5 protein-coding genes are annotated in these 4965 nt (G+C 62.1%); 2 read left to right on the top strand and 3 right to left on the bottom strand.

Going from position 1 to position 4965, the window contains the following annotated elements; all coding sequences use genetic code 11:
* A partial coding sequence (locus WB402_RS00115; protein ID WP_424204579.1) for a RelA/SpoT family protein occupies positions 1 to 1730 on the bottom strand: 1730 nt, incomplete at its 3' end.
* Between the two features lie 153 nt (positions 1731 to 1883).
* On the opposite strand from WB402_RS00115, the gene WB402_RS00110 reads away from it, so the two are divergent.
* Positions 1884 to 2495, top strand: a complete 612-nt coding sequence (locus WB402_RS00110; protein WP_424204577.1) for a lytic transglycosylase domain-containing protein — start codon at positions 1884 to 1886, stop codon at positions 2493 to 2495.
* Here WB402_RS00110 and WB402_RS00105 read toward each other — a convergent pair whose 3' ends face one another.
* Together WB402_RS00105 and WB402_RS00100 are read right to left on the bottom strand one after the other, a co-directional pair.
* A complete protein-coding gene (locus WB402_RS00105; protein ID WP_424204576.1) occupies positions 2496 to 2768 on the bottom strand; it encodes an acylphosphatase in 273 nt (90 codons plus the stop codon).
* A 40-nt stretch (positions 2769 to 2808) separates the two neighbouring features.
* Positions 2809 to 3318: a TlpA family protein disulfide reductase gene (locus WB402_RS00100; protein WP_424204574.1), complete on the bottom strand. Its 510-nt coding sequence runs from the start codon at positions 3316 to 3318 to the stop codon at positions 2809 to 2811.
* 91 nt (positions 3319 to 3409) lie between these two features.
* Here WB402_RS00100 and WB402_RS00095 point away from each other — a divergent pair, with 91 nt between their 5' ends.
* Entirely contained in the window at positions 3410 to 4816 is a 1407-nt protein-coding gene (locus tag WB402_RS00095; RefSeq protein WP_424204572.1) for an aspartate ammonia-lyase, read from the top strand.
* The last annotated feature ends 149 nt before the right edge of the window (positions 4817 to 4965 follow it).

Raw genomic sequence — 4965 nt, 5'->3', positions numbered from 1 at the left:
GCCTCCTTGAGCGCGTGTCCAACGAATTCCTGCACCGCCGCCATGATCTGCGCCGGTTTGATGTCGCCGCGTCCGGCGGCCGCGAGGAAATCATCCACCCGGTGAAACTGGAAACGGCTCGCGAGCTTTTCGTAATTGACGTCGCCGATGCCCAGACGCTGGAACTCCCGTTCCAGCACGGCGCGTCCCTCGGCGATGCTCGTCTCCAGATTCTGCTCGCGGAACCAGTGACTCACCCGGGTGCGCGCCTTGGAGGTATGCAGATAACCGAGGTGCGGCGACAACCAGTCGCGCGACGGCCCGCCCTGCTTGACCGTCAGCACCTCTACGCGGTCGCCGGTCTTGAGCGGATGGGTGAGCGGCACCATCTGGCCGTTGACCTTGGCGCCGCGGCAACGGTGCCCGACGTCGGTGTGAATATCATAGGCAAAATCGAGCGGCGTCGCTCCCGCGGGCAGATCGACGATGTTGCCCTTGGGCGTGAACACGTATACGCGCTCGCTGAAGACCTCAGATTTGAACTGATCCACGAAATCAGACGCACTCGCGATCTCGTCCTTCCATTCGAGCAGGCTGCGCAGCCAAGCGATCTTGGCGTCGTAACTCTTATCCGCACGCGCGCGCTCCTTCGCGCCTTCCTTGTAGCGCCAGTGGGAAGCGACACCCAGCTCGGACTGATTGTGCATATCGTGCGTGCGTATCTGCACTTCCACCGTCTTGCCGTCCGGGCCGATCACCGCAGTGTGGATCGAGCGGTAGTGATTTTCCTTCGGTGTCGCGATGTAGTCGTCGAATTCGCCGGGAATATGCTGCCACAGCGAATGCACCACGCCGAGGGCGGCGTAACAGTCGCGGATGTCCTTGACGAGCACGCGCACGGCGCGCACGTCGAAGATCCGCTCGAAATCCCGGCCTTTCTTCTGCATCTTGCGCCAGATGCTGTAGATGTGCTTCGGCCGGCCACTGACGTCGGCCGCGATTTCGGCGTGATGCAATTCCTCCGCGAGCATCGCGACAAAACGTTTGATGTAAGCCTCGCGGTCCTCGCGCCGTTCGGCGAGAAAACCGGCGATCCGCTTGTACTCGACGGGTTCCAGATACCGGAAGGCCAGGTCCTCGAGCTCCCACTTCATCTGCCAGATGCCGAGACGGTTGGCGAGCGGTGCGAAAATATCCATGGTCTCGCGCGCGATGCGTTTCTGTTTCTCCTCTGGCAGGGACTCCAGGGTTCGCATGTTGTGCAGACGGTCGGCGAGCTTGATGAACACGACGCGCACGTCCTCGGCCATGGCCAGCAGCATCTTGCGCAGGCTCTCGGCTTGGGTATGTTCGCGACGCGAACCCCCCGGCTGGATCTGGAATTCCTGGATGACATTCATCTTGGTCACGCCGTCGACGAGGCTGGCGATGCGCGCGCCGAAGTCGCGCTTCAGGTCCTCCAGCGCGATGCCGCCGTCCTCGACCACGTCATGCAGGATTGCCGCGGCAAGCGTTTCGTGATCGAGCCCCAGGTCGGCGAGGATCTTCGCCACCGCCAGCGAATGCCGGACATACGGTTCCCCGGAGGCGCGCCGCTGTCCGGCATGGGCCCGGGCTGCCAGGGACGCGGCACGGCGCAGGATGTCGCTTTCCTCCGCGGGTCTTCCGGCGGTGACGGCGGTCAGCCAGTTCTCCACGTCGCCCGCCTCGGGCGTGCCCGCGGTAGCGGAGATTGGCGTGGATTTGGCCATGATGATGTCTTTCCTCGGAAACGGTCATGCCGGGCTGACTCGCGGCGGCAAAGTATTACTGATTACTGTCTATAATTCTGGTATTGCCATCTCATGATTGCTCCCGTCGCCGCCAATGTCCATAGTCCCGGACCGGCGTGCAAGCGGACTTATATGATAATCGCCAGATCAACGCTGATGCTTTTCGCCGTGACGTTAACCGCCTGCCTCGCGCTGACCGGCTACGCGCACGCTGCGCAACCCGCACCCGCCGAAAAAACGCAACCGGCCGCGATCGACCCGGAACTACGCCAGATCGTGAAAAAGGCGGCGCAGGAAACCGACAGCTTTCCCGACCGTTTCGACGGCGAGGTGTGGCTGGCGGACATGTCGCGACGTCTTGCGACGCGCGTGCCCGAGCCGCGTTACCGCGTTGAACTGCTGAAGAATGTGCACTACGAGGCGAACCGCGCCGGGCTCTCGCCCGAGGTCGTGTTGTCGGTCATCGACGTGGAAAGTAACTTCGACCAGTACGCTATCTCCTCGGTCGGCGCGCGCGGACTGATGCAGGTGATGCCGTTCTGGCTGAAGGAAATCGGCAAACCCGGCGACAGCCTGTTCCGCCTCCAGACCAACCTGCGGCTCGGCTGCACGATACTCAAATACTATCTCGACAAGGAAAAAGGCAATCTGTACGCCGCGCTCAAACGCTACAACGGCACGCGCGAGCGCGACTATTCCCTCAAGGTGGACAAGGTGCTGCGGACGCGTTGGTTCCGTCAGTAGTCAGCCGCGGACGGAAAAATCGCCGAACGATTGCAGTTCCGCCTCCCGCGACTTTACCTGCTCGACGCGTGCCCGCGGCGGTCCCTGCCACAGCCAGCGCTCCAACTCCGCGAGCTTCACGTCCTCACCGCAGGCGACCAGTTCCACGCTGCCGTCAGCAAGATTGCGCACCCAGCCGGTAACACCCAACCGGCGCGCGGTGGCTTCCGTCGCGGCACGGAAGAACACTCCCTGCACCCGCCCGGAAACCAGAATATGCCGACAACGGTTCATGAAAATATTGTAAACCGCCGGAGAGCCTGGGCGGTGAGAATTATTTCATGGACGTTTTCTGGCGCCGCTTTTCAAGGTCACGAATCAAGTCCTCCGCCTGCGTCTGCGTCACGGGACCGATACGTTGCGTCATGAATTTCCCCTCGGGCGAGAAGAAGTAATACGTTGGCGTGCCGATGAACGTGGTGCCGCTGAGACGCCCGGGATCGTCCGGCCCGCCGAGCAGGTTCGGAAAGTTGAGGCTCTGATCGTTGACGAAGGCCCTGGCCTTGTCGCGCCCGGCCTGACCGTCGATGGACAGGCCCAGCACCGTGGCATCGGTTTTCCGGTGCTCCTCGTGGAAAAACGTCATGTGGTAAATATCGCGCCGGCAGATGGGACAGTCGGCGGACCAGACCACAACAATGGTCCATTTTCCCTGACCGATGAATTCGCTGACGTGGTGGTCATTGCCGTCCATGTCCTTCAGCCGGATATCCGGAGCCGCCGCCAGGACCAGCCCCGGCACCGTCAGCAACACCAAGACAAAAAGCCTTATTCGATTAAGCACGTCATCCTCCGTTCAGAAATTCATAAAAGGGAGCGAGATGCATTCCTGCGTCGCCATCCCTATAATTCGTTTACATGAATTGGAGCCCGCCATGAGCAAAAAATTCCGCACCGAAAAAGATTCGCTGGGCGAGCACCCGGTGCCGCTCGACGCCTGGTACGGCATACAGACGGCACGGGCGGTGGAAAACTTCCCGATATCCGACCGACGGCCGGACCGGGACTTCATTATCGCTCACGTCCGGATCAAGCGCGCGGCGGCGGCGGTCAACGAATCGGCCGGCGCGCTCGAAGCGCGCCTGGCAAACGCCATCATCGAGGCGTCGGACACGCTGATCACGGGCAAGCATCTCGATGAATTCGTCGTCGACCGGTTTCAGGCCGGCGCCGGCACCTCGCACAACATGAACACCAACGAGGTGATCGCCAATCTGGCGAACGTGGCGCTCGGCGGCAAAAAGGGCGATTACAAACCGGTGCACCCCAATGACCACGTCAACATGGGGCAGAGCACCAACGATACCATTCCCACCGCGATCCGTCTCGCCGCGCTGGCCAAGCTGCCACGACTGCTCGCCGCCGTCCACGGCATGGCCGACGAGTTTGAAACCCTCGCACGGCACGAAACGAAAACCGTCAAGAGCGGCCGCACTCATTTGCAGGATGCCGTGCCGACGACGATCGGGCGCGAGTTCGCCGCCTATGCCTGGATTTTGCGCCGTGGCGCGCATCAACTGCGTGGAACCATTTCGTTGCTGTGCGAGATCGGCCTCGGCGGCTCGGCGGTCGGCACCGGACTCAACACCGTTCCCGGCTACACCGCGCACGTCGCCGAGGAACTGGCGCGCCTCACCGGCGAGCCGATTCGTGCCGCGGACGATCTCGCGGCGCAGATGCAGTCGATGCACGACCTGCTGCAACTTTCGGGCGCGATTCGCGCGCTGGCGCTGGAACTCACGCGTATCGCCAACGACATGCGCCTGCTGGCCTCGGGCCCGCGTACCGGCTTCGGTGAAATCGAATTGCCGGCGGTGCAACCGGGTTCCTCGATCATGCCGGGCAAGGTCAACCCGGTCATGTTCGAGATGCTGAACCAGGTGTGCTATCAGGTGCTCGGGCAGGATCACGCCGTGGCCCTCATGACCCAGGCGGGACAACTCGAACTCAATGTCATGATGCCGGCGCTCGGCTCGGCGCTGTTCGACGCCATGGACTGGCTCACCCATGCGGTGAGCGCCGCGACGGGAAAAGGCCTGCGCGGCCTCAAGATTAACCATGATCGCTGCCGCGTGCTGGCGCACACCAGCGTCGGGCTGGCCACGCTCCTCAATACTTCCATCGGTTACAGCGCCGCCGCCGAGGTGGCCAAAGAGTCGGAACGCAGCGGCCGGCCGGTACGCGAAATCGTCGCGGAAAAGGGGCTCATGAGCTCCGAAGAATTCGACCGGCTGGTCGAGCAAGCGGCGGTTGAAGGCAACATCAACTCACCTCGCCGATAGTGTCGGCTTACCGGCCAATCCCATCACGCGTGAAAAGCCCGGACGGCCGTAAATTGTGAACCCGCGGACCGGGGGTTACACTTTGCATACGAAGCCAATAATAACAGCGAGTCCAGAATGCCATTAGTTCTGTCCGTACCGATTCTGTC

This window comes from Sulfuricaulis sp. (assembly GCF_049587675.1).
In the GTDB taxonomy this organism is placed as follows: Bacteria; Pseudomonadota; Gammaproteobacteria; order Acidiferrobacterales; family Sulfurifustaceae; genus Sulfuricaulis.
The sequence above is the reverse complement of the archived record's forward strand: the minus strand, read 5'-3'. Positions and strand labels throughout refer to the sequence as shown.

Bases quoted from the DNA above. Each gene is read 5' to 3' on its own strand.
- WB402_RS00105 (WP_424204576.1), bottom strand. From the start codon at position 2,768: ATGAACCGTTGTCGGCATATTCTGGTTTCCGGGCGGGTGCAGGGAGTG.
- WB402_RS00110 (WP_424204577.1), top strand. From the start codon at position 1,884: ATGATAATCGCCAGATCAACGCTGATGCTTTTCGCCGTGACGTTAACC.
- WB402_RS00095 (WP_424204572.1), top strand. From the start codon at position 3,410: ATGAGCAAAAAATTCCGCACCGAAAAAGATTCGCTGGGCGAGCACCCG.